The organism is Halosolutus gelatinilyticus (assembly GCF_023028105.1).
GTDB classification, from domain to species: domain Archaea; phylum Halobacteriota; class Halobacteria; order Halobacteriales; family Natrialbaceae; genus Halosolutus; species Halosolutus gelatinilyticus.
Window position 1 is genome coordinate 856,666 of sequence record NZ_CP095491.1, and the last position, 24,174, is coordinate 880,839.

A 24,174-nucleotide genomic window follows, 5' to 3' on the forward strand; every position below is an offset into this window, starting at 1 on the left:
CGCGGGCTCGGGCCGTCAGCTTCTCCGGTACGACTACGTTTTACTCGCCGCCGGCCCTGTACCCGATCGATGAGCGAGAGCGATCGGCCCACGATCCTGCTGACCAACGACGACGGTATCGACGCGCCCGGTCTTCGCGCACTCCACGACGAACTGTCCGAAATCGGGTCGGTCACTGTCGTCGCACCCGCGACGAACCAGAGCGCCGTCGGTCGCTCGCTCACCTACGGCCGGACGGCGGGCGACGACGAACCCGCGATCGGCTTCGAAGACGCGCAGTTTACGAGCCCGGTCCCCCACGCCGATCACGAACTCGGCTACGCGGTCGACGGGACGCCTTGCGACTGCGTCATCGTCGGCCTCGGCGCGCTCGATCCCGAACCGGACGTCGTCGTCGCCGGCTGCAACCCCGGCGCGAACCTCGGGGCGTACGTCCTCTCCCGATCGGGGACCGTGAGCGCCGCGATGGAGGCCGCGTTCCTCGGGACGCCGTCGATCGCGGTCTCGATGGACCGGCTCGAATACGAGCCCGAGCTCGCGCCCGACGCGTTCGACGAACCGGCGACGGTGACGGCCGACCTCGTGGAGTACGCACTCGACACCGACGTCTTCGATCGCGTCGACTACTGCAACGTCAATACGCCGGCGCCCCACCGGGAGACGACGGGCGTCGAACTCACGCGACCCTCGACGGTCTACGAGATGGACGGCAGTTTCGAGAACGGCGAATTCAGGCTCCACAACCGGCTCTGGGAGCAGATGGCCGAGGGGTCGATTCCCGACGAACCGGGCACCGATCGACGGGCGATCCTCGAGGGGCGGATCAGCATCTCGCCGCTGTCGGTCCCGTACCGATCGACGTCCCACGAGTCGCTCGAGCGGTTCGTCGGCGAGTACGACCCCTGAAACCGTACGGCGACGGCTCTCGGCGGACGGACGAAACGGCCCGATCGGCGGTGGCCCGCGACCGAAGAATCAGTCGTCACTCTCGTCGTCGACGATCACTTCGACGGGTTCGTCCCGGGTCTCGTCGGCGGCGCCGCCGGCGCTCTGCTCTTGGTGCCAGAGGAGCGCGCCGGCGACGAGCACGACGACCCACGATCGCCAGTTGGCCAGATTCAGCGTGTAGCCGACGCCGAAGGGTTTCTCGACGAGCATCCCCTCGCCGGGCTGCCAGTACGACGAGAGCATTCGTCCCAGACTCGGACGTTCGAAGTTGTACGGTACGCCGAGGATCTCACCGGAACTCGGTTTGTCTGCCATGGCCGATCGTACGGCCTCCCCCGATAAGAGTATTGTGTGCTCGTCTCGGTCGCGGAAATTGTTCAGTCATCCACTCCGTCATCTCCGTCGGTCGCGGGGTCCGTCGCCGCGTCGATCGCCGCTTCGAGGCCCGCGAGGAGCCCCCGTTCCATCGTTTCGATCGCCACGCTCGGATCTCCCTCGTCGCGAGCGGCGGCTTGCCGGTGGGAGAACGGGATGTGCACGAACCCCGCCGGAAAGTCGCGTTTCCGATCGTCACTCGCCGACCAGCGCCGCGAGCAGCTTCGACTCGCCCTTCTGGAGGTGTTCCGCGGCCGTCGCCCGCCCGCAGTCCAGTTCCCCGGCGAGATCGGCGATCGTCGCCTCTCGGGGCACGTCGTAGTAGCCGATCGCGAACGCGGTTTCGATCGCCTCCCGCTGGCGGCGGGAGAGGCGACCGATCGCGCTCTCGGGGGCGACCGAGTCGCCGCCGACCGCCTCGATCGTCACGCGGACGTCCTCGGGAACGCCGTCGACCGCGGCCTGGATGTCGGCCTGCGTGCCGACGATCGTGAACGTGTTGGTCCCGTCGTCGTGGCACTCGATCGGCGGCACGGTGAGCAGACTCCCCCGCGTGAAATTCTCGAACAGCGATCGGGCGGCCGCCGAGACTGTTCCTTCGAAAAAACAATGACACTCGCGATCCGTGATGGGGAGTATCTCGTACGCATGGACGTTCTCGCGCCGCTCGAGTTCGGCCTCGAACCGTCCGTACTCCCCGCGGAGCCACAGCAGAAACGCCGTCGGCGGCGTCGCGACGTTCCAATTGACGATCCGCACTCGATCGAGGTACGAGGCGCCGCCCGCGAGGAGTCGATACACCGGCGGCGCGTAGTCGCCTGCCGGAGCGAGGGTGATGCGTACGCGCTTCATCGTCCGTGTTCGATCGCTCCGTTCGCCGCGTGCCGTAATAAACCAGGCCGAAATGTTCGGCGATTCGATTACCGCCGATCGGCCCGATCAGCGGAGTATGAAGCGAAACGTCGGCAGACGCGATCGCATCGTTCGCGGCGTCCTCGGCATCTGGCTGCTCGTCGTCGGCTACGCGGCGTATCTGGACGACGAGCACGAGCGCGCCGTGATCGCGGGGATCGCCGGATTCGGACTGCTCACCAACGTGGTGCTCGGATTCTGCGGCGGTAACCTGGTGTTCGGAATCGACACGACGGACGGGTCCTGCTCCGCGGAGTAGTCAGGACTCCGCGCCGTCGTCGACGTATCGGCCGCGGCCCTCGATCTCCCGGAGTCGATCGAGGACTCGCTCCTCGCCGGCGTCGCGGTATCCCTCGCGGACGGCCCGTCGGAGCGGGCCGGGATCGCTCGCGGTCCCGACGAGGCTCTGATCGAAGACGTGGAGGTCCATCGCGTAGTCCTCGACGTGGTCGGTGTGGTAGCCGAGACCGAAGTCGATGAGGTACGTTCGCTCCGGACTCGTGCGAACGTTTCGCGTCGTCGGATCCCCGTGGACGAACCCCGCTCGGTGGAGGTTCGCGAGGTGTCGACCCACGTCCCTCACCCGATCGGCCGACAGCGACTCGCGGAGGTCCCGATCGCCGACATACTCGAGTACCAGCCGCGACTCGCGCGAGTCGACGTCCGAGAGCACGGGCGTCGGGACGCCCTCCCGACGGGCCTGGCTCGTGAGCCGGGCCTCGATCCGCGTCCGTTCGCGGCGCAGTCGATCGTCGAGTTTCGGGTGGCGGTAGGTCTTGACCTCGCGGCGTTTGGTCGCGCGCCCCGCCTCGGGTGAGAGGTCGACGGTCGCTTCGGCGCCCTGAACGGTTCCGTTCTCCCGACCGATCGCGAGTTCCGGTTCGTCGGTTCTCCAACTCACCGGGACCTGATCGGGACGGAAGTTCGGGTCGACCCGGGACTCTTCGATCGGCAGCACGTCGCCGACCTCGTACATCTTGGCGCCGAGGACGGCGATCATGCCCGCGTTGTCCCGCAGGAACCGCGCCTCGGGAGCGTGGAAGTCGGCCCCCCGTTGCTCGCACATCTCTTCGAGCATCTCTCTGAGTCGGGCGTTCTGGGCGACGCCGCCGCCGAGGACGAGTTCGTCGCCGCCGGTCAGCGAGAGCGCCCGCTCCGAGACCTCCGCGAGCATCCCGAAGATCGTCTCCTGCAGCGAATAGCATACGTCCTCGACGGGAACGCCGTCGTCGTACCGCTGCTTGGCGGCGCTCATGATCCCCGAGAAGGAGAAGTCCATCCCCTTGACGACGTAGGGCAGATCCACGTACTCGCCGTCCGTCGCGGCCTCCTCGACCTTCGGGCCGCCGGGGTGGGACCAGCCGACGTGGCGGGTGAACTTGTCGATCGCGTTGCCGACGCCGGTGTCCATCGTCTCGCCGAGGACGCGGTAACGGCCGTTCCGATAGGCCAGCAGGTGCGCGTTCGCGCCGCTGGCGTTCAGACAGACCGGCAAGTCGAATCCCGACGTGTGCCGGCCGATCTCGAGGTGGGCGACCATGTGGTTGACCCCGACGAGCGGCACGTCGAGCGTCTGGCTTAGCGCCCGCGCGGCGGTGCCGACCACGCGGAGACAGGGGCCGAGTCCCGGACCGCGGGAGAAGGCGATCGCGTCCACGGGCGGTTCACCCGCAGGCCGATCGCTCGTCTCGCGGGCGTGCTCGAGCGCCGTCGCGACGACGCGCGGGATCGCGTCGTGCATGTGTTCGGCCGCCTCGCGGGGGTGAATGCCACCGCTTTCAGGCTGGTAGGCGTCGCTCTCGATGAATACGTCGTCGGTCGCGGAATCGTAGACGGCCGCGCTGGCCGCCCAGGCGGTGCCTTCGATCCCGAGAATTCGAGTGCCGGTGCTCACGGCTTGGTCTTAGATGACCGCTCCGCTCACGGGTCGCTGTGCTCCCCGTTCGCGTTCTCCGATGTGCCTCGCTCTCGCTCGGCACATCGCCTTTCGCTCACGGCTCACTTCGTTCACCGGTCGCATCTCCGAGGAATCTCGCTGCGCTCGATCCCTCGCTATTCCCACTCGGTGTACCCGCACTTCCCGCAGTGCTGGCGATCGCCGTGGTCGGCGAGGAACGAGTCGCCACAGCGGGGGCACTGCTCGTGCTCGGTGCTGCCGTCGTCGTCGTAGAGCTCGTAGTGCGCCATTTACGCTTCCTCCGGCTCGGCTTCCGCCTCGGCTTCTTCGTCGACGCCGATCTTGTTGCGCTCAAGCATGTGGTCCTGTTCGACTTCGCGGGCGTTGTCGGCAGTGTTGTAGACCTTCGCGTGGCCGACGGTCTTGCGCATCCCGAACTTGGTGTCGAGCTTGCGGATGACGACCTCGTCGGCGTCCTTGTTCAGCTTCGCGGCGAGGCTGTCGCGAACCTGCAGCCGGGAGGGCGTCGCGTCCTCGTGGGTCAGTTCGAAGGTAACGTCCGTTCGATGCAACATGGGGTTCTCCTCCTCGGAGATGATGTCGACGTCCATGATATCACTCAGTTACCCTACTATCCCCGTGTAGCGCCTAAAAGGATTTCGAACCCGGGGGCGGTTGCGAGGCATCGAGCGCAGCGAGATACCTCGGAGAATGCGAACGGCGAAGGGAGCGAACCGCGAGTGGGAAGCGGGCGCTTCGAATCGGTGGCGGATCGAGCACCGTCACCCGTCTCACTCGCTTTCGGGCTGCCAGCGGTCGAACATGCGTCTCGTCTCGGGATGCAACCGATCGGCCGCGGGCGGCTCCGCGAACCAGGCGGCGCCGTTCAACTCGCCGGGTTGTATCGCGATCGAGCCGCCCTCGTAGTCGGCTCGGAAGAACGCCCGGAGGACGTGCAGCCGTTCGTCGAAGCCGTCGCAGGTCGCGATCTCGTGGCGCAGGTACGCGATCGACCGCGGCGAGCAGTCGATCCCCGTCTCCTCGGCGACCTCCCGGCGAACGGTCTCTTCGAACGATTCGTCGCCCTCTTGCCCGCCGCCGGGAATACCCCACTTCGAACCCCCGCGACCGACGATCAAGAGGACGCGCTCGCGTTCGGGTCCGTCGACGGTCATCGATTCGGTCAACGGTGGGTGTCGGTCGGGGGGTCGCCGGACGAGCGCGTACGCGCCGCCGACGTAGCCCTGACGGGATAGCTCCAGCCACTCCGCGAACCGATCGGCGGGCGGTTCGTCGCGGCGCTCTCGAACCGGCGCGTTTCCGAACCGATCAACCAGGCGATCGCGTCGGCGCTCGATCTCAGCGAGGTTGACGTCCCGACGGGTCATACTGTCGTTCGTCGCCCCGTACTGGTCAATGTGTTTATCTGTTCGCGAGGCCGGGGCCGATCGTCCCGTCAGACGTCGCCGTTGATAGCGTCCGCGACCCGCTGCCGATCGAACAGCCGCTCGTCCTCGGGAATCTCCGGATACGGTCCGTCGTCGTAGGTCGGCCACTCGCCGAACGCCTCCGGGAACAGCTGTTTGGCCGTCATCTCCAGCTGGAAGAGGTTCAGAATCGGCCCCTGGTACCGGGCCCCCTGCGCGTAGACGCGATCGTTTCGAACCGCGGTAATCTCCGACGCGACCGGATCGGATTCGAGCCACGCCCTCGTCTCGGCCATGTCCACGTCCGGGAGCATCCCGCCGAGGTAGAGGAGCACGTCGGGATCGGCCTCGAGCAGTGTCTCGAAGTCGGCGGCCGACTCCGATTCGATCGCGCCGTCGAAGGCGTCACGGGGGCCGAGCGGCCGCGTGTGCGCAGTCAGGAATCCGGGATTGTTCAGCGTGTACGTCCAGATCAGCTCCCTGTCGGCGGAGGTGATCATGACCGCCGTCGGCCGTTCCGATTCCGGCGGGAGACCGGACTCGATCGTCGAGAGCAACTCGCCGCGGACGGCGGCCAGCGCCTCGTAGCGCTCTTGCTCCCGAAACGCCTCGGCGACGAGTTCGAACTGCTCCCAGAGCCCGTAGTACTCGTAGTCGTCGGCCCACTCCTCGGGCGGCTCCTGGTGGCGATCGCTGAGCGAGTTGCCGAACCACGGCCCGACGTTGTCGGCGATCTCCTCGACGTCGGCGCGAGACCAGCTGGAAAGCTGCGTGACCCACGCCGGATCCGCGAGATGGATGTCGCTGTCGAGTTCGTAGAGCTTCTCCTTGTCTACCTCCCACGAGGAGTAGAGTCCGGACCAGTCGAGCGAGACCCCCGGAAGCCGCTCGACGAACTGGTTCCACAACCCGTCGTAGTACTCCGGGGCGTGCATAGCATTGATCCCGTCCCCGCGACCGAGCGCAAACGCCATGTCGGCGTGGTGTGTGAGCCGGGTGAATACGGTCTCCGGCGGCGATTCGAAGGTGACCTCGCCGACCGGAGAGATTTCGGCCGTGTAGCTCCCGTCCTCGTCGGAGTCGCCGTCCGTTCCGTCGGTCGGTTCCGAACTGGGATCGTCGGCGCCGAGACAGCCGGCGAGCAACCCGCCCCCGACGATCGCACCGCCGTACGCGATCGTCTCCCTTCTCGTCGATCCCCCGCGAACCGAGTCGTCTTCGTGCATGGATTTTAGGCTCGCCTAAACGATCATAATACCTTCGTTTTTTAGGAGAGCCTAAACAAGAGAATTCCCGACCCGTCTCAGTACGGAGTGCCGCACCGCGGACACACCGGGGGCGCGCTCTTGGGTAGTGCGAGCTCGCACCGCGGACATTCGCCCCCGTCGGCCGTCGTGACCTCCGCGACGACGTCGTCGGTGTGCTCTCGAATCGCCGCGACCGATCCGATCGCGTCGCCGCACTCGCCGTCGGGCGGTCCGTCGTCCAGGGCGGCAAGTGCGTACCGCGCGCGGTCGATCGCAAACGGTTCGTCTTCCGCGTCGACCATCGCCACGAGCCGATCGTCCGGAACCCCCGTCGGATCGACGCCCGTCCGAGCGAGCAATCCGAGGGCTTCGGCCGCGCGGCCGCGAACGTGCGTGCAGTCGTCACCGAGCCGTGCCGCGAGTTCGTCGACGGCGTCGACCAGCGTCTTCGGATGCTCGCAACCGACCGCGACGATCGCCGTACAGAGGTGATACCGGACCAGTTCGTCCTCGTCGTCGAGGTGCTCGGCGAAAGTCGAAATCTGGTGGCACAACCGACCGGGATCGCCCAGCGCGACGTGTGCCAGCGCCTTCGCCAGTTTCTCCTTCACCTCCGGTTCGTCGAACGAGAGTCCGATACGGAGGTCGGCGAGCAGTTCGGGCGTGGCGACCTCCGCGGGGTGCTCGATCGCGACGTACCCGAGCGCTTCCGCAGTTCGCGATCGAACGTAGTAGAACTCGTCCGGGTCGGCGACCCGATCGGCCAGCGGGCCGACCGCGGCGACGACGGCGTCCGGGTTCCCCCTCGCGAGCGCGACGAACAGTTTCGCGGTCGTCAGGCGAACCGATCGGTCCTCGTCGGTCAGAAACCGGACGAAGCCGGGTGCGTACGGGCAGACTGTCGAGGGCTGGTCGTCGGCGATCGATCGGAGCGCACGGAGCAGTTGCTTTCGTCGTTCGGGTTCCGTCCGCAGAAACGCATCGAGGCACTCGCGGACATCCTCGGGCGTCCCCGCCTTGAGGTGCTCGGTCAGTTCGCGGATCGATGATGGATCGAGGGAGTCGTCCATGCTGTGTTGGCGTACCCAAGACGGAGTCTCACAGCGAGTCGAGAAAAACGTCCGGACCGACGGACCCGGCGAACGACCGGCCGGAGAGCCGGACCAGTAACTCCCGAGCATCGTGTATGGCCGACCGTCGCGCGCGTTCCGGTGCGGACGCCGAATCAGCCGTTTTCGGGATCCGTTCGCCGTTCGGTCGTCGGCCCCAGTATCTTGCTCTCGGCGTGACGCTGAGCGGCTCAAGATACCGGTTGGAAAATCACACGACGGCCAGCCCCCGCGGCGCCTGCGTCTCGAAGTCCTCGTCCCACTCGATCGGAACGCGCTCCCAGCGATCGCCGAAGCTCTCGGTCGCGAACAGGCCGCGGTTGTTCGCCCCGTAGACGACGCCGTCCTCGCCGGCCGCGTCGAACACGGTCCGAACGACGCCCTCGCCCGTCGGCAGTCCGCGCCCGTCGAGGCGCTCCCAGCGATCGTCGCCGCGCTTCCGGTAGACGTACGATTCGGCTCGGCTCGCGGAGTGAGCGCTCGAGGCGCCGCGGGCGCTCGAGACGAGCACCGCGTCCGGATCGGCGGCATCGGGGACGACGCTCCAGCAATAGCGGTGGTCGAGACCCTCTTGCGGGTGATCCCAGGACTCGCCGCCGTCGCGGCTGACGGCGAAGCCGTCGCCCGCCGCCGAGTAGACCAGCCCCTCGCGATCGGGGTGGGTCGCCAGGCTGTGGTTGTCCCAACGCGAGCCCGGCGGTCGCTCCCGCCAGGTCTCCCCGCCGTCGATGCTCAGCACGAACGCGCCGGCCTCGATGCCGACGTAGAGCCGATCGGGATCGAACGGGTCCACCGCCATCCAGCGGACGTGGTGGGTGTGCGGGCGCGGCGGGAAGAACCACTCCGATTCGGAGGGAAGGTCGGTCAGCCCCTCGAGACGGGTCCACGTGTCGCCGCCGTCTGCGGAGCGGGAGACGCGACTCGGTTCGGTACCGACGTAGACGACGTCGGGGTCGCGGGGGCTGATCGCGACGCTCATCACGGCTTCGCTATCGATTCCCGTGTCGATCGGTTCGAACGTCTCGCCGCCGTCGCGGCTCCGGAAGAGTCCGTTCTCGAACGTTCCGACGAACGATCGATCGGGGCGTTCGGGGGACGCCGCGACGCACTCGAGGTCGTACCCCTCGAGGGCGGCCGTCGTCTTCCATCCGTTCGTCGTCTCGCTCTCGAAAGCGAGGAGTCGATCGCGCATCGCGAGGTAGCCGATCGTCATACCGGGTAGTACGGTGCCAGCGAAGAGAAGCGTTGTCCCGGCCGGTCGGTCGGGACGGCCGGTCGCCGATCGCGTTCCGAGCGACGATCGTCGCCGGTAAGAACGCGAGGAGTCGGGGTGACGCCGGCGAAAACGGGCGATCGGGCTCGGTCAGTCGTCCCCGGTCGTGATGTCGGCCGACAGCCCCTGGGCCATCTCGATGTCCGTCGAGTTGTTGAGGGTGAAGGCGGTGCGCTCGGTGACGGCTTCGATGACTTCGCGCGCGGAGGGATAGCCGTTGCCGGACTGCTTCACGCCGCCGAACGGCAGGTGGACCTCGGCGCCGATGCAGGGCAGGTTCGCGTACGCCAGCCCGATCTCCGCCTCGTCTCGGAACCGGTGGATCTTCCGGTAGTCCTCGGAGATGATCGCGCCGGCCAGCCCGTAGTTCGTGTCGTTGTGGATCTCCAGCGCGCGATCCATGCCACCCGAGTACTTCAGCAGGGCGACGTGGGGGCCGAAACACTCCTCTTTCAGGCAGCGCAGGTCGGGATCGTAGTCGATCTCGTAGACGAACGGGCCGACCCAGTGACCGTTCGCGAAGCTGCCGCTTCGCTCACCATCGGCGGCAGCAGCCGCCCCGTCCTCGTGGCCCGCCGGAATCTCCTCGTCGCCGAGTTTCGCTCGATCGACGAGTACCTCGGCGCCTTCCTCCCGCGCGAGTTCGTTGTGCCGGTGGATCTTCTCGACGTGGTCGGCCTCGATCGCGGGCCCCATGAACGTGTCCTCGTCGAGGGGGTCGCCCACGGTGACGTCCTCGGCGATGTCGACGAAGCGCTCCGTGAACTCGTCGTAGACGTCCTCGTGAACGATCAGGCGCTCGCTCGAGACGCAGCGCTGGCCGGTCGTCTTGAAACTCGACATCACGGCCGAGTGGACGGCCACGTCGAGGTCGGCGTCGTCGGCGACGATGATGCCGTTCTTGCCGCCCATCTCGCAGGCCGCGAGCTTGCCGGGTTCGCCGCCGACCTTGCTCGCGATCTCGTGGCCGACCTCCGCCGAGCCGGTAAAGAGGACGGTGTCGACGCGCTCGTCGTCGGTGATCGCCGCGCCGGCGTCGCCGAAGCCCTGAATCATGTTGAACACGCCGTCGGGAACCCCGGCGTCCGCGAACATCTCGGCGATGATCTGGCCGCACCACGGCGTCTGCTCGGCCGGCTTCCAGACGACCGTGTTCCCCTCGACCAGCGCGATCGCCATGTGCCAGAACGGGATCGCGACAGGGAAGTTCCACGGCGTGACGCAGCCGACGACGCCGCGGGGTTTGCGTCGCATGTACGCATCCTTGCTGGCGATCTCGCTCGGGATCACGTCGCCGTGGGGGTGGCGGGCGTTTGCCGCGGCCCACTCGACCATGTGGTACGCCTCGATGACGTCGGCTCTCCCCTCAGAGATCTCCTTACCGCACTCCTTGGTGACGATCTCGCCCAGTTCCTCGGTGCGGTCGCGCAGTTCGTGGTAGATGTCCCAGAGGTACTCCGCCCGATCGATGTGGGAGAGCGATCGCCACTCGTCGACGGCGTCTTCGGCGGCCGCGAGCGCCGCGTCGACGTCCGTCGCGGTGGCGCGCCGGAACCGCGCGAGCTCCTCGCCGGTCGCCGGGTTCTCGCTCGCGAACGTCTCGGATCCGCTCCCGTCGGTCCACTCGCCGCCGATGTGGTGGCCGTACACCTGTCGTTGCTGGCTCATGGGAAGCGGTTGGGTCGTCGGCGCCGAATAACGGGACCCGTCCATGGGAGGGTGGTGCTTCGTGAACCACGAACTACTTGCCTCCGTACTAGTAGAGAATGGCAATGAACGTGAGTGGGCCACTCCACGGCACGCGGCTGACGCTGGATCTGTGGCATCCGAACTGCTGGGCGATCGAATCGACCGACCGAGTCGGCGGGGGCATCCTCGCACACGCGATATACACGGCGCCGACGACCGAGGGGGAATCGGTCAACGGCCTGTTCACCGCGTTCGGAGAGACGACCACCGAAGTCGAGACGCTGCTGGAGGAGATCTGCGAGTCGCCGCTGGCGGGCGAGGTACTGGAACTCCAGGAACGGTTCGGGCGCAGACAGCCCTCGTCGCTTCCGGGAAACGTCGTCACGGAGTTCTTCCTCGAGTACGACCCCCAGGACATGCTCTGTCCGACGCTGCTCGAGTACGGCTTCGTCCACAGCGCGCCCGTCCGAATCGAGGACGGTCGGGAGTACTGGGAAGTCTGTTTCGCCGGCGATCGGGACGAAATCGAGACCGCGATCGACGGCGTTCGCGCCGACAGCGGCGCCGAAGTCTCGGTCGAAACCATCACGAGCACGCCTGCGGGGGAATCCGAGCGCAAGCGGCGAATGGATGCGCTCACCGGCACCCAGCGCCGGGTGTTCGAACTCGCGCGCAAACGGGGGTACTACCAGTGGCCCCGCGGCGTCTCGACCCGCGAACTCGCGAGCGAACTCGACATCTCCAAGACGACGCTGCTCGACCACCTGCGAAAGGCCGAGTCGAAACTCCTCGATCCCGACGGCGTCGGCCCCGCGTGATCTAGCTCAGCACGGCTCGAAGGGCGAACAGGGCGTTCTCCTTGCGTTCGCGCACTCGGCGGTAGAAGTAGGACAGCCACTTCGGCCCGTACGGGACGTACTGGTACACGTCGTGGTCCGCGGCGAGGTCGCGCTGGGCGTCCTCGCGAACGCCCATGAGTAGCTGAAACTCGAAGGAAGCGTCGTGCTCCGCGGCGAGTCGCTCGACGTACTCGATCACCTCGGGATCGTGGCTGCCGACGGCGATGCCGCCGTCGAACGTCTCGAAGGCGACCGCGAGCAGGTCGCGGTAGGCCTCGTTCACCCGTTCTTTCTTCTTGTACGCGACGCTCGCCGGTTCGTCGTACGCGCCCTTGACGAACCGTACCTTCCCGGGGACGCCCGCCAGTCGCTCGGCGTCCTCACGCGTTCGCTTCAGGTTCGCCTGGACGCAGACGCCGACGTTTCCGTCGGTCTTGCGCGCGTGGTGTACGAACGCGTCGAGCGTGACGTCCGTCGTCGTGTGGTCTTCCATGTCGATCCAGACGAAAACGTCGCGTTCGGTCCCCGCCTCGACGATCCGATCGAGGTGGGACAGGAAGACGTCGTCGCCGAGGTCGAGACCGATCTGCGAGGGTTTCACCGAGACGCAACAGTCGAGATCGTTCCTATCGATCGCTTCGATCAGTTCGACGTAGGCGTCGGCGTCGGCGGCAGCCTCGGCCGGATCGTCGTAGTGTTCGCCGAGCAGGTTCAGAATTCCCGCGACGCCGTCCCCGTTGAGGGTTTCGACGTGCGACAGCGCCCCCGCCTGGTCCTCGGCGGCGACGAAATCGTTCGCGACTGGAAGGAGCATGGGGAGACGATCGTACCGAGAGCGGGTAAACGGACACCCGACCATAGACGCCTTCGCGACGGCATCGCGGACTCGCCCCAGCCGCAAGCGGGACAGATGAGGCGGCCGCCGCCGGTGATCATGGTCGTTCCGCGCTTCAGACAGCCGATCGCGTCGGGTAGTGAGTTGTGGTCGGTCATCAGTGGGTGCCACCCGCGGTCGGATCGGGTGACGTACCAGAGAGTCAGCGGCGCGACGAGCATAGATCGCGCCCCCACCATGGGCGGGGGCGCTGACGAACGACCGCGAGAAATCCGGGCGGGATCGGCGCGCGCCGATCAGTCGTCGTCCATCGGCGCCGTCACGGGCTCGACGCGCTCGCCGCGCGGGCCGTCGAGGTCGACGTCCGGGAGCAGGTCGCGGAGATACCGCCCGGTGTGAGAGTCCTCGAGCCGCGCGACGTCCTCGGGCGTGCCGGTTGCGACGACCTCGCCGCCGTTCTCGCCGCCCTCGGGGCCGAGGTCGATGACCCGATCGGCGTTCTTCACGAGGTCGAGTTCGTGCTCGATGACGACGACGGTGTTGCCGTTGTCGGTCAGCCGGTGGAGCACCTCGATGAGCTTGCGCTCGTCCTCGTGGTGCAGTCCCGTGGTGGGTTCGTCGAGCAGGTAGAGCGTCTCGCCGGAGTCTTTCTTCCCTAACTCCTCGGCGAGTTTGATGCGCTGGGCCTCGCCGCCGGAGAGCGTCGTCGAGGGTTGGCCGAGCGTCATGTAGTCGAGGCCGACGTCCTTCAGGAGCTTCAGGCGACGCCGGATCTGCGAGTTCGACTCGAAGAACTCGTAGGCCTCGCTAACCTCCATGCCGAGAACGTCCGAGATCGTCTTCCCCTTGTAGGTGACGTCCAGGGTAGCGTCGTTGTAGCGGGCACCGTCGCACTCCTCGCAGGGGACGTACACGTCCGAGAGGAAGTTCATCTCGATCTTCACCGTTCCCTGCCCGCCACACTCCTCGCAGCGGCCGCCCTTGACGTTGAAGGAGAACCGGCCCCTCTCGTAGCCGCGCTGTTTGGCGAGTTTGGTCTCGGCGAACAGTTCGCGGATGTAGTCGAAGACGCCGGTGTACGTGGCCGGATTGGAGCGGGGCGTCCGGCCGATCGGCGACTGGTCGATCAGGCGGACGGTTTCGATCTGATCGAGGCCCTCGATCGCGTCGTGGTCGCCGGGGATGACCGACGTGTTGTCGTTCATCTCGCGCGCGAGGCCCTTGTAGAGCACCTCGTGCATGAGCGTCGACTTGCCCGAACCCGAGACGCCGGTGATCGCCGTGAAACAGCCCAGCGGGAGATCCACGTCGAGGTTATCGAGGTTGTGCTGGCGGGCGCCTCGAATCGTCAGCGCGCCCTCGGGGTCGCGGCGTTCGTCGGGCACGGGGATCTGCTTCCGGCCGGAGAGGTAGTCGCCGGTCAGCGAGTCCTCGCAGGCCTTGACATCCTCGACGGGGCCGTTGACGACGACCTCGCCGCCGCGCTTGCCCGGACCGGGACCCATGTCGATGACGTTGTCAGCGCGGCGCATCGTCTCCTCGTCGTGTTCGACGACCAGCAGGGTGTTCCCGAGGTCCCGAAGCTCCTCGAGAGTGTCCAGCAGGCGATCGTTGTCCCGCTGGTGGAGCCCGATCGACGGCTCGTCGAGCACGTAGAGGACGCCCACGAGGCCGGAGCCGATCTGCGTCGCGAGTCGAATGCGCTGGCTCTCCCCGCCGGAGAGCGTGGAGGCCTCCCGATCGAGCGTGAGGTACTCGAGACCCACTTCGCACATGAACCCGAGGCGGGCGCGGATCTCCTTCAAGATTTCCTCGGCGATCACCTTCTCGCGTTCGGTGAAGTTGGCTTCGAGCGACTCGAAGTGCGCCAGGGCGTCGCCGATGCTCATCGCGTTGATCTCGGTGATGGAGGTGCCGTCGACGAGCACGGCCCGAGAGGCGGGCTTGAGGCGGGTGCCGTCGCAGGCTGGACACTCGGTAACGGACATGTAGTCCTCGATGTGTTCACGGGTCGAGTCCGAGTCCGTCTCGAGGTAGCGCCGATCGAGGTTCGGGATAACGCCCTCGAAGCGCTTGCGCTTCCGTCGAGTACCGTTCTTGGTGTGGCGCTTGAACGTGACCTTCTCGCCGGTGCCGTAGAGGAACGCGTGCTGGATCTCCTCGTCGACGTCCTCGAACGGGGTCGAGAGCGAGACGTCGAAGTGCTCGGCGACCGCGTCGAGCCGGGTCTGGTAGTACGATCGGTTGTAGCTCCAGGGCTCGAAGACGTGCTTGAGCGGCTTCGAGGGGTCCTGAATCACGAGGTCCTCGTCGACCTCCTTGGTCTCGCCCAGCCCCTCGCACTCGGGACAGGCGCCGTGGGGCGAGTTAAAGGAGAAACTACGGGTCTCGATCTCCGGGACGTCGATCCCGCAGTGCGTGCAGGCGAGGTCCTTCGAGAACTCGACGACGAACCGATCGTCTTCCTCCCGCTCGTCGCCGAGCGCGCCCGTCCGGCGGGCCTCCTCGCCGAGATCCGCGGCGACGTCTTCGGGCGCGTCCGGCAGGATGACCTTCAGGACGCCCTCGGCCTCGTCGAGCGCGGTCTCGACGCTGTCGATGATCCGCGGCCGATCCTCGACGGAAACCTTGACGCGATCGACGATCACGTCGATCGTGTGGTCGAAGTTCTCGTCCAGGTCGGGTTTCTCCAGGGTGAGGTCGTGTTCCTCACCGTCGACCTCCACGCGGGCGTAGCCCTCAGAGACGAGTTCGTCGAACAGGTCCTCGAAGGCGCCCTTCTGGTCGCGGACGACCGGCGCCGCGAGTTTAGCCTTCGTCCCCTCGGGGAGGTCGAGGATGCGCTCGACCATGTTCTGTGCCGACTGCTCGCCGACCTCGCGGCCACATTCGGGACAGTGGGGCGTGCCGACGCGCGCGTAGAGCAGTCGGAGGTAGTCGTGGAGTTCCGTCACCGTCCCGACGGTCGATCGGGGATTGTTCGCCGCGTTCTTCTGATCGATCGAAATCGCGGGCGAGAGGCCGTCGACGGACTCGACCTGCGGCTTGTCCATCTGGCCGAGGAAGTTCCGGGCGTACGCGGAGAGGCTCTCGATGTACCGGCGCTGCCCTTCGGCGTAGATGGTCTCGAACGCGAGCGAGGACTTGCCCGATCCCGAGAGGCCGGTGACGACGGTGAACTCCTCTCGGGGAATCGAGACGTCGAGGTCCTTGAGGTTGTGCTCCTCCGCCCCTCGCACCTCGATGTAGTCTTTGCTCATGATAGTGTAACTGAAATGGTGGGTGGTGGCGATCCGGTCGGTGGGCGATCCATCGTAGTTGAGTCAGTGGCCGGAACGACTTAACGAGTCTGAAAGGCGGATAGCATGCTGTTTGCTAGCAAATTTCTGTGATCGGGTTCGATCGATCGGACACGGGGTAGATGTGCCCAGTAATCAAATAGTTGTGACTACCACGAAAGCCCCTCCCGTGTCGGCTGATCGGGATGCCACCGTGGGTGGGAATGAAAGGAGCTGCCGTGCTCGGCGAACCCGGCGGACCCAAGCACCGCAGGACGAAGTCCGAGGAGCGCAGGGAGGCCTGGGAGTCGAGCGCGGCAGGGGCTTTCGTGGTGTTTTCAGTGGTTATAGGGACCCACTTCGAGTGAGCGCATATGAACGCGCCGCCAAACACGCGTAAGACCTAACCAGCCGCTGTGGCTATGGAGTAACGAAGAATCGGACGGGGCCCCGTCCCGCGAGGGCGCCGCGATCGATGTCACCGCGATCGATCCCAACCCACCAGCAGACCGCCACACCCGAGAAATAATGAGCGAGGACACCACACCCGAGGCGACCGAGATTCACGAGTTGGACGAGGACACCGTCGCCCGCATCGCCGCGGGCGAGGTGGTCGAGCGGCCCGCGAGCGCCGTGAAGGAACTCGTCGAGAACAGCGTAGACGCCGGCGCGGAGACGATCGACGTCACCGTCGAGGCGGGCGGCACCGAGTCGATCCGGGTCGCCGACGACGGGCGCGGGATGAGCGAGGCGGACGTCCGCGCGGCCGTCCGCCAGCACACGACCAGCAAGATCGCCGGCCTCGAAGACCTCGAGAAGGGCGTCGCCACCCTCGGGTTCCGCGGCGAGGCGCTGCACACGATCGGCTCCGTCTCGCGGCTGACCGTTCGATCGCGGCCCCGCGACGGGGCCGGCGCGGGGACGGAACTCGTCTACGAGGGCGGCGACGTAGTCTCGGTCGAACCCGCGGGCTGTCCGACGGGGACGATCGTCGAGGTCGAGGACCTCTTCTACAACACTCCGGCCCGACGGAAGTTCCTCAAAACGACCGCGACGGAGTTCGCCCACGTCAACCGGGTCGTCACGCGCTACGCGCTGGCGAATCCCGACGTCGCGGTCTCGCTGACCCACGACGGCCGCGAGGTGTTCGCCACGACGGGCCAGGGCGACCTGCAGGCCGCGGTCCTCGCGGTCTACGGCCGCGAGGTCGCGTCGGCGATGATCCCGGTCCAGGCCGACGGGGAAGAACTCCCGCCGGGGCCGCTCGAATCGATCTCGGGGGTCGTCTCCCATCCCGAGACGAACCGATCGAGCCGAGAGTACCTCGCGACCTACGTCAACGGGCGCGCCGTGACCGCCGACGCGATCCGCGAGGGGATCATGGGCGCCTACGGCACGCAACTCGGGAGCGATCGCTACCCGTTCGTCGTCCTCTTTCTCGACGTGCCCGGCGACGCGGTGGACGTGAACGTCCACCCGCGCAAGCGCGAAGTCCGGTTCGACGACGACGACGCCGTCCGCCGCCAGGTCGACGCCGCGGTCGAGGCCGCACTGCTCGACCACGGCCTCCTGCGATCGCGCGCACCCCGCGGTCGATCGGCGCCCGGCGAGGCTCGTCTCGAACCCGGAACGCTGGACGAGACGGCGGGCCGATCGGACGCGGACGACGGGATCGACACCGCCGAGACGTCGACCGATCGCGAAGCGACCGAGCGACCGAGCGATCGCGAAGCGGACCGATCGAGCGGGATCGAGACGTCGTCGTCCCCTCCGACGGAGCCGCTCGACGATCCGGCGACAGGAGAACCGGGTCACTCTACCGATCCGGGCGAAACCGGATCCGCGGAGCCCGCGGAACCGGGCGACGATCGGATCCGCGACGAGCCGACGGCCCGTTCTCCGTCCGACTCCCCGGCGAACGCGACGGGGGCGACCCCCGGTACCGAAGAGCCGACGCCGGTCGAGGGCGAATCCGACTCCGATCACACCCACGCGCCCGATCGCCCCCGCGAGTTCGACGCCGACGCCGATCGGAAGTTCGACGGACCGAGCGAACAGCGAACGCTCGCGGGCGAGGTGGCGACGGGCGACGAGACCGAGTTCGAGTCGCTGCCGCCGCTGCGCGTGCTCGGCCAGGTGCGGGATACCTACCTCGTCTGCGAGGCGCCGGACGGCCTCGCGCTGATCGACCAGCACGCCGCCGACGAGCGGGTCAATTACGAGCGGCTGCGAGACGCATTCGCCGACGATCCCGCCGCGCAGGCGCTCGCCTCACCGGTCGAACTCGAACTGACCGCGATCGAGGCGGAGGCGTTCGAGAGCTACAAGGCGGCCCTCGAGCGGCTGGGCTTTTACGCCGATCGGGTCGACGATCGGACCGTCGCGGTGACGACGGTGCCGGCGGTGTTCGCGGAGACGCTCGAACCCGATGCGCTCCGAGACGTCCTCGCGTCGTTCGTCGACGGCGATCGCGAGTCGGGCTCTGAGACGGTCGACGCCCTGGCCGACGAGTTCCTGGGCGATCTGGCCTGTTACCCGTCGATCACCGGAAACACGTCGCTGACCGAAGGATCGGTGATCGACCTGTTGGAGGCGCTCGACGGCTGCGAAAATCCCTACGCCTGCCCGCACGGCCGGCCGGTGATCGTCGAGATCGACGAGGAGGAGATCGAGGATCGGTTCGAGCGGGACTATCCCGGCCACGGCGGCTGATCGGCGGCGTCACGTCCAGGCGCCGATCGGCGGCGCCGCTTGCGTCTCACCGGCGGTCCGTTCGCCGCGTTTCGGTGTGGTTGAACTCGTACCAGACCCCGACGAGAGCGAGCACGAGGAGGACGAAGAGCCCGCCGAGAACCAGGGTCTCCGGCAATCCGGCCAGTTCCGCTTCGACGAGACCGCCCGCCCACCCCGCGATCAGGACGAGCAGACCCGTGGCGGCGATAACGAGGATCATCAGTCGATCGGTCAGTTCACTCATGGCTCGGCCTATCGCTCCGCCGAGGATAACGGCCGAGCCTGCAGTCGAAGCCCGACGTTCGCGGCGCGATCGGGCGCCGGAGCCGCGTCGGTTCCGCACGCCGGAGCGGGGGTCGCGACGGCCGTTCACTCGGCGCGTTCGCGGCGGTAGAGCCAGATCGAACAGACGAGCGCGATCGCGCCGGCGGCGGTGGCGATTCCGAACGCGATCCGGTAGCCGGTCTCGGTGTAGACCCGGACGCCGCCGACGAGCTCGCCCGTCCAGTAGGCGTCGAGCGCCCACCCCATCGCCGTGGGGAGCATCGCGGCGCCGAAGAAGCCCGCCCCGTTGATCGTCCCGGTCGAGATCCCGCTGGCGCTGTTCGGGTGGCGCTCCTTGACGATCGTGTAGCTGAGGACGAAGGTTCCGAGCAACACCCCTGCCACGAAGAACGACGTTCCGACGACCCACAGCGGCGGGTCGCCGGTCGCGGCGATCGCGCCGAGCGCGAGGACGAACGCGACGGCGCCGACGACCATCAGGTCGACCCGCCGCCCGAGGCGATCGGAGAGCCAGCCGATCGACGGCGGGCCGACAACGGTGCCGATCCCGCCCAGGAGGGTGAACACGGAGGCGTACGCGACCGAGACGCCGTAGGTCTGGACCACGTACGGAACCCCCCAGAGGCCGAACAGCGTGAGGTTCACCCCGGTCGAGCAGAACAGCAGGACGCTGACGACCCAGATGTAGGGGTCCCGAAGGACGGCCGACAGGTTCCGCCGAAGCTCGGCGTCGGTCAGGGAGGGCTGTCCCGGCACGCCCTCGATCGGTTCGAACCCCGCGTCTTCCGGCGTGTCGCGGACAACGAGGAAGACCACGACGGAGAAAAGGAGTCCGAAGACGCCGAGGCCGCCGATCGCCGGTCGCCAGCCGACCGCATCGACGGCGAGTGCAAGCGGCGTGGTCGCGAGCACGCCGCCGATCCCGGAAACCGCGAATCCGAGGCCGCTCATCGTCGCGAACTCGTCGGCGCGATACCAGCTGGCGCTGAATCGGAGGAGGCAGACGAAGAGCACGCTCCCGCCGAGGCCGACGAGCCCGCGGGCGGCGAGCGCCGCGAGGTAGCCGTCGGCCAGCGCGAACCAGATCGCGCCGACGTTCATCACGATCCCGCCCGCCGTCGCCGTCCGCCGGGGACCGACCCGATCGGCCAGCACCCCGGTCGGGATCTGCATGGCGGCGTACACCCAGAAGAACATCGCGTGGAGCGTCCCCAGTTGCGCGCCGGTCGTCCCGAACGCGACCATGAGGTCCGCCGCGAGGACGGCCGAGGAGAGCCGGTTGACGTTCACGAGCAGGAAGACGACGCCCAGGACCCCCCAGAGGAGCCACCGTCGCCGGAGCGGATCGCGCCAGAGTCCCATTCGTGTTCGTCCCGAGTCGCCGCTCGACCACGGAAAGCGTTGCACTAGCGGAAAGGCCGGCCGGGATTCGTCGCCGCCCTCGAATATCGCCACCGGTAGGTCGATCGACTCCGTAGCGATCCCCATGTGCGACCTCGACGGCTCGGACGCCGGCGGCCAGTTCGTCCGATCGGCGCTCGCCCTCGCCGTCCTCGAGAACGAACCGATCCGAATCGAGAACGTCCGCGGCGACCGATCGACGCCCGGCCTCCGTCACCAGCACCTCGCGGTCCTCGAGACGATGGCCGAGATCTGCGAGGCCGACGTCTCGGGCGCGGAACTCGGCGCGGAGACGATCGAGTTCGACCCGGATCTCGAGGTCGGCGGACGCAACGGCGCCGGAGTCGGTGCCGATCGCCCGCGCCTGCCCGGCGGCGACTACGCCGTCGATATCGGAACGGCCGGCAGCGTCACGCTGCTGTTCGAGGCGCTCCTGCCGCTGGCGACCATCCTCGAGTCGCCGCTGTCGATCGTCGCCACCGGCGGCACGGACGTGGCGTGGTCGCCGCCGATCGACTACCTCAGGCACGTGAAACTTCCCCTCGTCCGTCGGTGCGGACTCGTCGCCGCCTGCGAGGTCGAGCGGCGCGGGTTCTACCCCGACGGCGGCGGCCGGGCCGCGCTCCACCTGGCGCCGTCGAACCTGCGGGCGATCGAACTCGCCGAACGCGGCCCGATAGAGGGTGTTCGATGTTACTCGACGGAGTCGACCTCGCTTGCGGACCGCGACGTGGCTCGCAGGCAACTCGAGGGGGCGCTCGAGCGGCTATCGATTGCGGATCGCGAGGACGAACCCGCTGTCGCCGGAGCGGACGCGATCGGAAACGGCGACGCACGAGCGATCGACGACTCGATCGAGGTCCTCGATCGCCGGGAACTGACTGTGTCGAGTCCGAGTCCCGGCTCCGCGATCGTGCTCCGGATCGACCACGGTACCGGCGTCGCCGGATTATCGGCGCTCGGCGAGCGGGGAACACCCGCGGAGCGAGTCGGCGAGGACGCGGCCGACGCCGCGCGCGACTGGCTCGAAGGGGCGGCGCCGGTCGATCGGCACCTGGCCGACCAGTTGCTGGTCTTGCTCGCCGTCGCGGGCGGTCGAATCCGGGTTCCGACCGTCACCGACCACGTCGCGGCGGGGTGTAATCTCCTCCGATCGTTCGGGATCGAACCGACGGTTACGGACGACGGCGAGACGGCGATCGTCTCGATCGGCGCTTCGACGACGCTGCTCTAAGAGTTGGAATCGCGAGGTCGCACCCATCAAGATCGTCCGGCTCCGAAAGTCGGTTTCGATCCGCAGTCCGCGGGTTCGCCGTCGATCCGACAACGCCACAACTTATAGCGTCGCCGTTCGAGTATCCGGTATGATCGACGCACGCAACACCGTCCGATCGGTGTGGAGGGCCGACCCGTGAGCGAACTCGTCACCTTCGGCGAGACGATGCTTCGGCTCTCGCCGCCCATGAACGAACGACTCGAGGACGCCGACGAGTTCGAGGTCCGGGCCGCGGGCGCGGAGAGCAACGTCGCGATCGCCGCGAACCGGCTGGGGACGCCGGCGACCTGGATCTCGAAGGTGCCGGAGACGCCGCTCGGCCGGCGGGTCGTCGGCGAGCTCCGCAGCTACGGCATCGAGACGGACGTCGTCTGGAGCCACCGGGGCCGACAGGGGACCTACTACCTCGAACACGCGGGGAAGCCCCGCGGCACGAACGTCATCTACGATCGAGCCGATTCGGCCGTCACGACGGCCGAAGCGCGGGAGTTCGACATCGACGTGATCCAGAACGCGACGGTGTTCTTCACGAGCGGGATCACGCCCGCGCTCTCGCCGACGCTGCGCGAGACGACCGCGAACATGCTCAAGGCCGCCCGTCAGGGCGGGACGACGACCGCCTTCGACTTCAACTACCGGAACAAGCTCTGGTCTCCCGACGAAGCGAAGGAGACGCTGACGCGCCTGTTCCCCGGCATCGACGTGCTCGTGATCGCCGCCCGGGACGCCCGCACCGTCCTCGGCTTCGAAGGCGATCCGCGACAGCTCGCCCACAAGCTCGGCTCGCAGTACGACTTCACGACCGTCATCGTGACCCGCGGCTCCGAGGGGGCGATCGGCTGGCACGACAGCGTCGTTCACGACCAGCCGGCCTACGAGACCGACACCGTCGACGCGATCGGAACCGGCGACGCCTTCACCGGTGCGTTCATCGCCCGTCGACTCGACGGCGACGACGTCCCGACCGCGCTCGAGTACGCCGCCGCCGCCGCGGCGCTCAAGCGGACGATTCCCGGCGACATCGCGCTCGTCACCGAGGAGGAGGTCGAGAGCGTCGTCAGGGGCGCGGCCGACGACATTTCACGGTAGACCGAACGCGAGTCGGACGCGACCGATCGCCTGCTTGCCCGTTCGCCCGTTCGGGGCGATCGCGGCGCGAATTCGAGGGCTGACAGGGAGTACCAGCCACAATTTGACGGTTCTGTCAGAAAGGACTTTACGTGCCCGTTGGAATCCGGCGAGTGCAATGAACCGCATCACGACCGTTGCACTCGCGGCCATGATCGCGCTGGCACCCCTGACCGCCGTCGTCACGGGCGCGAGCGCGACGCAGCCCTCCGCCGCAGTTCAGGACAGCGAATCGAACGCCTACGCCGGAACGCACGTCGCGTTCGAGACCTCGAACGACGCCCTGCTCGACTACCGTGTCGGCGGCGAGCAGGTGTTCGAGAACGTCACCGTCCAGTCCAAACAGGACCACCGCGGAAGCGCCGGCGCCGGCGCGGACGTCGGCCTCGGCGCTGTGGTGGACCTCTCCGGCATCGGTCTCGAACTCGATGCACAGAGTCAGACGCGCGCTGAGATCGCCACGGAGGGATCCGCCTCGCTGACGGCTCACGACAGCGAGCGGGGAATCCTCACCGTCGACGCCGGCGACGAGGCGCAGTACGTCCACCTGAACCTCTCCAGCAACGCCGAAGCGAGCCAGGAGGGCGACGATCGCGTCATCGTCGAGACCGACGAGCGCACCGGCGCGTTCGTCGTGGTCGGCGACGGCGAGGTCGCGGTCAACGACGAGGGCGACGTCGTGGCCGATCTCGAGAGCGAGTCGACGCTCGTCTTCCGATCGTACGAGAAGGGCGAGCGCGACGAGGACGCCAAAGAGCAGGAGCGGTTAATCGCCAACGGAACGGCGACCGCCGAGGTGTACGCCGAGGAGCGCGACGGCGAGCGCGTCGCTGACGTCGCGACCTACGGCCACGACCTCACCGTCGAGACCGCGAACGAGAGCGAAGAGCGAATCGAGATGACCGTCGAGCGCGCCCAGCACGAGGGCACGATCGTCATCGTGTCGATCTCCGAGGCGGCGCTCGCGGCCGCCGACGGTGCCGAAGACTTCGCGGTGACGATCGACGGCGAGGCCGCCGTCGAGGCCTCCTCGTACGGCGAACTCGAGGGCGGCATCGGCGAGGAGCACCGGTACATGGTGACGCAGTCGAGCGACGCTTCGGCGGCGGCTGACGTCCTCGTCGCCGTCGAGCACTTCTCGGAGCGAGAAGTGGTCGTTCAGAGCGGCGATAGCGACGCCGACGGATCGGACGGCGGTTCCGGTGGCGACTCCAACGAGAGCGACACCGGTGAGGGCGACGATGACGACAGCGACAGCGTGCCCGGCTTCGGCGCCGTCGTCTCGCTCGCGGCGCTGCTAGTCGCCGTCGTCGCTCGCGTCCGCCGCTAACGCTATCTCCGTTTTTGCTTCGTATCGACGTATTTCGATCGCGATCGGTTCGATCGGTCGATCACCATCGCCCCGAATACTCGTGTCGTTCCCGTCGGTGTCGATGGTACGCCGACGTCGATTCGTTCGATTATACGCATTATACGTATGCTAGCGTACGTCCAGAAATGCTTATTATTAATAGTGGCCTAG

At 67.4% G+C, this 24,174-nt stretch carries 21 protein-coding genes; 7 read left to right on the top strand and 14 right to left on the bottom strand.

Annotation, left to right across the window (positions count from 1 at the left end; all coding sequences use genetic code 11):
• Window positions 1-69 precede the first annotated feature (69 nt).
• A complete protein-coding gene (gene surE, locus MUH00_RS04335) occupies window positions 70-906 on the top strand; it encodes a 5'/3'-nucleotidase SurE (RefSeq protein ID WP_247002539.1) in 837 nt (278 codons plus the stop codon).
• 69 nt (window positions 907-975) lie between these two features.
• Here the strand turns inward: surE and MUH00_RS04340 are convergent, their stop codons facing one another.
• Window positions 976-1,263: a DUF5808 domain-containing protein gene (locus MUH00_RS04340; protein WP_247002540.1), complete on the bottom strand. Its 288-nt coding sequence runs from the start codon at window positions 1,261-1,263 to the stop codon at window positions 976-978.
• A gap of 255 nt (window positions 1,264-1,518) precedes the next feature.
• Entirely contained in the window at window positions 1,519-2,175 is a 657-nt protein-coding gene (locus MUH00_RS04350) for a helix-turn-helix domain-containing protein (RefSeq protein ID WP_247002541.1), read from the bottom strand.
• A gap of 97 nt (window positions 2,176-2,272) precedes the next feature.
• Here MUH00_RS04350 and MUH00_RS04355 point away from each other — a divergent pair, with 97 nt between their 5' ends.
• The gene (locus MUH00_RS04355; protein ID WP_247002542.1) at window positions 2,273-2,494 is read left to right on the top strand and encodes a YgaP family membrane protein; all 222 of its coding nucleotides are present in this window, start codon (window positions 2,273-2,275) and stop codon (window positions 2,492-2,494) included.
• Here the strand turns inward: MUH00_RS04355 and MUH00_RS04360 are convergent, their stop codons facing one another.
• The 8 genes from MUH00_RS04360 to MUH00_RS04395 form a co-directional block, all read right to left on the bottom strand.
• Window positions 2,495-4,129 carry a bifunctional N(6)-L-threonylcarbamoyladenine synthase/serine/threonine protein kinase gene (locus MUH00_RS04360; RefSeq protein ID WP_247002543.1) on the bottom strand — a complete coding sequence of 545 codons (1,635 nt, stop codon included), beginning with the start codon at window positions 4,127-4,129 and terminating at the stop codon, window positions 2,495-2,497.
• 158 nt (window positions 4,130-4,287) lie between these two features.
• Window positions 4,288-4,422: a 30S ribosomal protein S27ae gene (locus MUH00_RS04365; protein ID WP_247002544.1), complete on the bottom strand. Its 135-nt coding sequence runs from the start codon at window positions 4,420-4,422 to the stop codon at window positions 4,288-4,290.
• A complete protein-coding gene (locus MUH00_RS04370) occupies window positions 4,423-4,743 on the bottom strand; it encodes a 30S ribosomal protein S24e (RefSeq protein WP_247002545.1) in 321 nt (106 codons plus the stop codon). It abuts the gene before it with no gap.
• Between the two features lie 180 nt (window positions 4,744-4,923).
• Window positions 4,924-5,520 (bottom strand): NUDIX hydrolase, encoded by a 597-nt coding sequence (locus tag MUH00_RS04375; RefSeq protein ID WP_247002546.1) that lies wholly within the window; start codon window positions 5,518-5,520, stop codon window positions 4,924-4,926.
• Between the two features lie 68 nt (window positions 5,521-5,588).
• The gene (locus MUH00_RS04380; protein WP_247002547.1) at window positions 5,589-6,785 is read right to left on the bottom strand and encodes an ABC transporter substrate-binding protein; all 1,197 of its coding nucleotides are present in this window, start codon (window positions 6,783-6,785) and stop codon (window positions 5,589-5,591) included.
• Between the two features lie 77 nt (window positions 6,786-6,862).
• Window positions 6,863-7,876, bottom strand: coding sequence for a HEAT repeat domain-containing protein (locus tag MUH00_RS04385; protein WP_247002548.1), 1,014 nt, complete (start codon window positions 7,874-7,876; stop codon window positions 6,863-6,865).
• A gap of 250 nt (window positions 7,877-8,126) precedes the next feature.
• The gene (locus MUH00_RS04390; RefSeq protein ID WP_247002549.1) at window positions 8,127-9,128 is read right to left on the bottom strand and encodes a WD40/YVTN/BNR-like repeat-containing protein; all 1,002 of its coding nucleotides are present in this window, start codon (window positions 9,126-9,128) and stop codon (window positions 8,127-8,129) included.
• Window positions 9,129-9,278: 150 nt separating this feature from the next.
• Window positions 9,279-10,856, bottom strand: a complete 1,578-nt coding sequence (locus tag MUH00_RS04395) for an aldehyde dehydrogenase family protein (protein ID WP_247002550.1) — start codon at window positions 10,854-10,856, stop codon at window positions 9,279-9,281.
• A gap of 104 nt (window positions 10,857-10,960) precedes the next feature.
• On the opposite strand from MUH00_RS04395, the gene MUH00_RS04400 reads away from it, so the two are divergent.
• The gene (locus tag MUH00_RS04400) at window positions 10,961-11,695 is read left to right on the top strand and encodes a helix-turn-helix domain-containing protein (protein ID WP_247004077.1); all 735 of its coding nucleotides are present in this window, start codon (window positions 10,961-10,963) and stop codon (window positions 11,693-11,695) included.
• Between the two features lies 1 nt (window position 11,696).
• On the opposite strand, the gene MUH00_RS04405 is transcribed toward MUH00_RS04400, so the two are convergent.
• Both MUH00_RS04405 and uvrA read right to left on the bottom strand, forming a co-directional pair.
• Window positions 11,697-12,530 (bottom strand): proline dehydrogenase family protein, encoded by an 834-nt coding sequence (locus MUH00_RS04405; RefSeq protein WP_247002551.1) that lies wholly within the window; start codon window positions 12,528-12,530, stop codon window positions 11,697-11,699.
• Between the two features lie 317 nt (window positions 12,531-12,847).
• The gene (gene uvrA, locus MUH00_RS04410; protein WP_247002552.1) at window positions 12,848-15,811 is read right to left on the bottom strand and encodes an excinuclease ABC subunit UvrA; all 2,964 of its coding nucleotides are present in this window, start codon (window positions 15,809-15,811) and stop codon (window positions 12,848-12,850) included.
• 546 nt (window positions 15,812-16,357) lie between these two features.
• Between uvrA and mutL the strand changes: the two genes are divergently transcribed.
• Entirely contained in the window at window positions 16,358-18,541 is a 2,184-nt protein-coding gene (gene mutL / locus MUH00_RS04415) for a DNA mismatch repair endonuclease MutL (protein ID WP_247002553.1), read from the top strand.
• 46 nt (window positions 18,542-18,587) lie between these two features.
• Here the strand turns inward: mutL and MUH00_RS04420 are convergent, their stop codons facing one another.
• Both MUH00_RS04420 and MUH00_RS04425 read right to left on the bottom strand, forming a co-directional pair.
• Complete coding sequence (locus tag MUH00_RS04420; RefSeq protein ID WP_247002554.1) at window positions 18,588-18,806, bottom strand: hypothetical protein; 219 nt, start codon at window positions 18,804-18,806, stop codon at window positions 18,588-18,590.
• Window positions 18,807-18,931: 125 nt separating this feature from the next.
• Window positions 18,932-20,209, bottom strand: coding sequence for an MFS transporter (locus MUH00_RS04425; RefSeq protein ID WP_247002555.1), 1,278 nt, complete (start codon window positions 20,207-20,209; stop codon window positions 18,932-18,934).
• 124 nt (window positions 20,210-20,333) lie between these two features.
• On the opposite strand from MUH00_RS04425, the gene rtcA reads away from it, so the two are divergent.
• From rtcA to MUH00_RS04440, 3 genes are all read left to right on the top strand, one after another.
• Window positions 20,334-21,482, top strand: coding sequence for an RNA 3'-terminal phosphate cyclase (gene rtcA, locus MUH00_RS04430; protein ID WP_247002556.1), 1,149 nt, complete (start codon window positions 20,334-20,336; stop codon window positions 21,480-21,482).
• A gap of 177 nt (window positions 21,483-21,659) precedes the next feature.
• Complete coding sequence (gene kdgK1 / locus MUH00_RS04435) at window positions 21,660-22,613, top strand: bifunctional 2-dehydro-3-deoxygluconokinase/2-dehydro-3-deoxygalactonokinase (protein ID WP_247002557.1); 954 nt, start codon at window positions 21,660-21,662, stop codon at window positions 22,611-22,613.
• 157 nt (window positions 22,614-22,770) lie between these two features.
• Window positions 22,771-23,982 carry a PGF-CTERM sorting domain-containing protein gene (locus MUH00_RS04440; protein ID WP_247002558.1) on the top strand — a complete coding sequence of 404 codons (1,212 nt, stop codon included), beginning with the start codon at window positions 22,771-22,773 and terminating at the stop codon, window positions 23,980-23,982.
• Window positions 23,983-24,174: the final 192 nt, after the last annotated feature.

Bases quoted from the DNA above. Each gene is read 5' to 3' on its own strand.
- surE (WP_247002539.1), top strand. From the start codon at position 70: ATGAGCGAGAGCGATCGGCCCACGATCCTGCTGACCAACGACGACGGT.
- MUH00_RS04340 (WP_247002540.1), bottom strand. From the start codon at position 1,263: ATGGCAGACAAACCGAGTTCCGGTGAGATCCTCGGCGTACCGTACAAC.
- MUH00_RS04350 (WP_247002541.1), bottom strand. From the start codon at position 2,175: ATGAAGCGCGTACGCATCACCCTCGCTCCGGCAGGCGACTACGCGCCG.
- MUH00_RS04355 (WP_247002542.1), top strand. From the start codon at position 2,273: ATGAAGCGAAACGTCGGCAGACGCGATCGCATCGTTCGCGGCGTCCTC.
- MUH00_RS04365 (WP_247002544.1), bottom strand. From the start codon at position 4,422: ATGGCGCACTACGAGCTCTACGACGACGACGGCAGCACCGAGCACGAG.
- MUH00_RS04370 (WP_247002545.1), bottom strand. From the start codon at position 4,743: ATGGACGTCGACATCATCTCCGAGGAGGAGAACCCCATGTTGCATCGA.
- MUH00_RS04375 (WP_247002546.1), bottom strand. From the start codon at position 5,520: ATGACCCGTCGGGACGTCAACCTCGCTGAGATCGAGCGCCGACGCGAT.
- MUH00_RS04380 (WP_247002547.1), bottom strand. From the start codon at position 6,785: ATGCACGAAGACGACTCGGTTCGCGGGGGATCGACGAGAAGGGAGACG.
- MUH00_RS04385 (WP_247002548.1), bottom strand. From the start codon at position 7,876: ATGGACGACTCCCTCGATCCATCATCGATCCGCGAACTGACCGAGCAC.
- MUH00_RS04390 (WP_247002549.1), bottom strand. From the start codon at position 9,128: ATGACGATCGGCTACCTCGCGATGCGCGATCGACTCCTCGCTTTCGAG.
- MUH00_RS04395 (WP_247002550.1), bottom strand. From the start codon at position 10,856: ATGAGCCAGCAACGACAGGTGTACGGCCACCACATCGGCGGCGAGTGG.
- MUH00_RS04400 (WP_247004077.1), top strand. From the start codon at position 10,961: ATGAACGTGAGTGGGCCACTCCACGGCACGCGGCTGACGCTGGATCTG.
- MUH00_RS04405 (WP_247002551.1), bottom strand. From the start codon at position 12,530: ATGCTCCTTCCAGTCGCGAACGATTTCGTCGCCGCCGAGGACCAGGCG.
- uvrA (WP_247002552.1), bottom strand. From the start codon at position 15,811: ATGAGCAAAGACTACATCGAGGTGCGAGGGGCGGAGGAGCACAACCTC.
- mutL (WP_247002553.1), top strand. From the start codon at position 16,358: ATGAGCGAGGACACCACACCCGAGGCGACCGAGATTCACGAGTTGGAC.
- MUH00_RS04420 (WP_247002554.1), bottom strand. From the start codon at position 18,806: ATGAGTGAACTGACCGATCGACTGATGATCCTCGTTATCGCCGCCACG.
- MUH00_RS04425 (WP_247002555.1), bottom strand. From the start codon at position 20,209: ATGGGACTCTGGCGCGATCCGCTCCGGCGACGGTGGCTCCTCTGGGGG.
- rtcA (WP_247002556.1), top strand. From the start codon at position 20,334: ATGTGCGACCTCGACGGCTCGGACGCCGGCGGCCAGTTCGTCCGATCG.
- MUH00_RS04440 (WP_247002558.1), top strand. From the start codon at position 22,771: ATGAACCGCATCACGACCGTTGCACTCGCGGCCATGATCGCGCTGGCA.